Source organism: Mycetocola sp., assembly GCF_025464835.1.
In the GTDB taxonomy this organism is placed as follows: Bacteria; Actinomycetota; Actinomycetes; order Actinomycetales; family Microbacteriaceae; genus Mycetocola_A.
Window position 1 is genome coordinate 1 of record NZ_JAODMP010000044.1, and the last position, 2,683, is coordinate 2,683.

Sequence of the window (2,683 nt, forward strand, 5' to 3'; positions counted from 1 at the left end):
GAGACCTGGTCTACTGTGGCAGACCGCTGGATGTCACTGGTGGTCAGCGCGGCTAACCAGTCGGCGGAGCCAGCAGGCGAAGTACTGGATTCGCACGCGCGCCGCTCGTGACGCCATCTGGAGCGAGAATGACGAGATTGTGTTTGAGCGCTTCCGCGATGTGTGGCCGCTCGCCCTGGCGATTGAAAGGAGACAACGGCCTTCTCGTCGCAGAGGGAGTGTTCCGCAGAACGGTTCTCCGGACTTGAGATCCGGGAAGGCAGCTGGTTCGCTTTCTGATCCTGTCGCGATGGCTCATAAACGCCAGTCGTGCGCCTCGCCCGACAAAAAGCCCGACGAGGGGGCGTCATACGCACGCGGTGAAGCGGGTGATCTTGATGTTTGCTGTCAGTGGGACGCCGCTAACGCAACGTCGCGATCCACGGTCCGCTCGTCCATCCAGAGCATCTCAGGTCTTCGCCCCGGCCTCACCTGTAGCGGCTGGAAGCTCCTCGTCGCCGGTCCGGCTCACCTCATCCGCCTGTCCACCCTCGGATTCCCCGCGCACGAGCGGCAGTTCCTCCTCGTTCCCTTTCTCCGCAGCGGCGATGGCGTCAGCCGCCCGCACGAGGCTGAGGTGCGAAAGCGCCTGCGGCACATTGCCCACCTGCCGGCGCCGAACGGGATCGTACTCTTCGCTGAGCAACCCCAGGTCGTTGACCAGCGTGGTGAGCCGCTCCATCAGCTTCCTCGCGTCCGATACACGCCCCGACGCTGCGTACTGTTCGACTAACCAGAACGAGCAGGCGAGAAACGGATGTTCCGTCCCGGCAAGACCGTCTACGCCGGTTTCCGCGCGATAGCGCAGCAGTAGCCCGTCGACCATGAGTTCGTCCTCGATGGCCGCAACCGTGCCGAGCATCCGAGGGTCGTCTGCGGGGAGGAATCCGATCTGAGGCAGCTGCAGCAGCGAGGCATCCACCGTGGCGGTGTCGTAGTGCTGCACAAACGTGTTGTGCTGGGCGTCGTATCCGCGGGCCATGATCTCCTCCCCCACTTGATCCCGCAGTGCCGCCCACCGTTCGGCGTTCCCGGGCAGTCCGAACTCGGTGATGCCGCGCACCCCACGGTCGAAGGCCGCCCACACCATGGCGCGCGAGTGGGTGAAATAGCGCTCCTCACCGCGGATCTCCCAGATTCCCCGGTCGGGCTTGTGCCAGTTCTCCTCAAGGAACCCGAGCAACGCCAGCTGCAGCGGCCAAGACGCCTCCGACTCTTCGAGCCCGGCGGTGCGAGCGCCGTGCAGCGCGACCATCACTTCGCCGAAGATGTCCCACTGACGCTGCAGGTAAGCGGCGTTCCCGACCCGCACAGGGGTGGCGCCACCGTACCCGGACAGCTCCGGCACCTCGAACTCAGGTAGTCGACGCTCGCCGCCCAGTGCATACATGATCTGCACGTCCGCTGGGTCGCCGGCGATCGCGCGCAGCAACCACTGCCGCCACTCCCCCGCCTCCTCACGGTATCCATGAGTCATGAGCACGCCGATCGTCAGCGCCGCATCACGCAGCCAGACATAGCGGTAATCCCAATTGCGCACACCCTGGTGCTCCTCGGGAAGGCTCATGGTCGCGGCCGCGACGATCCCCCCGGTGTCTTCATGGGTGAGGGCCCGCAGCACCAGAAGGGACCGCTGCACCTGTTCGTCGAACGGCGACGGCGGGTTGCTGCGGCGCGCCCAGTCCTGCCACCACGTCACAGCACGACGCAGTGCCCCGTCGACATCCGTCGGCTCCGGAGGCTGCAAATATGACGGGTACCAGGTCAACACGAGGTCGACGACCTCGTGCTCCGCCACCGCGAAATCGGCGACGTGCCGCAGGCCGTCAGCGCGTAACCGCGGACCGGTGACCAGCACGGCGTCCGGACCCGCCGTCGCCAAAAGCGCTGTCCCGCCGCCATACGCCAATTGTCGGATCCACGGAACCGCGGCGCTGTAGTCGAACCGGATCCGCAGGATCTGGTGGAACGACACCTTGCCCCGCAGCCCTCTCACACGCCGAACGAGGTTTGCGCGCCGGTCGTGCATCGGCATGAAGTCGATAACCTCCGCCTCGCCCTCCTCAGTGCGCCACAGTGTGCGCAGGACGAACGTGCCAGGAAGGTAGGCGCGTTCGGTGTGCGTCACTTTTCCACGCGGGGCGAGCGTCCAGTGACCGGCGTCCTCGGGGCCCACGAGCGCGGCGAACATCGACGGCGAGTCAAAGCGTGGCATGCACAGCCAGTCCAGCGTCCCCTGCCGCGAGATGAGCGCAGCTGTGTGCAGATCTCCGATGAGCGCGTAATCCTCTATCGGGAAGGGACGGTCTGTGGAGTCCGGCTCCCGAACGAAAGAACTTTCACGCGCTGCAGCCACGGATGCACCATATTCCCGGGATCATCTCTGGCGCGAGGGGTTGCGCCCCTGACGAGGAACTCAGAAAGGACCGCGCCTGCGAGGCCGGCGACAGGTGTGGGGGTCGTCGCTGGCATCATGAAGCTATGACCTTGTACTCCGACTTCGGCCCTCGCAGGACCCGCCAGATTCTCGGCGACATACTCGCCCTCGTCCTGATCGGAGGGTGGGTGTGGGTCGGCACGACGGTCTATCAGCTGGTCGCGAACCTCGCCGCGTTCGGCGAGCAAATGGAGGAGGCGGGCACAG

The 2,683-nt window shown here is 65.6% G+C and carries 1 protein-coding gene; it reads right to left on the reverse strand.

What is annotated here, in order from left to right; all coding sequences use genetic code 11:
• Positions 1-448 precede the first annotated feature (448 nt).
• Complete coding sequence (locus JWP90_RS05250; protein WP_297360652.1) at positions 449-2,395, reverse strand: glycoside hydrolase family 15 protein; 1,947 nt, start codon at positions 2,393-2,395, stop codon at positions 449-451.
• Positions 2,396-2,683: the final 288 nt, after the last annotated feature.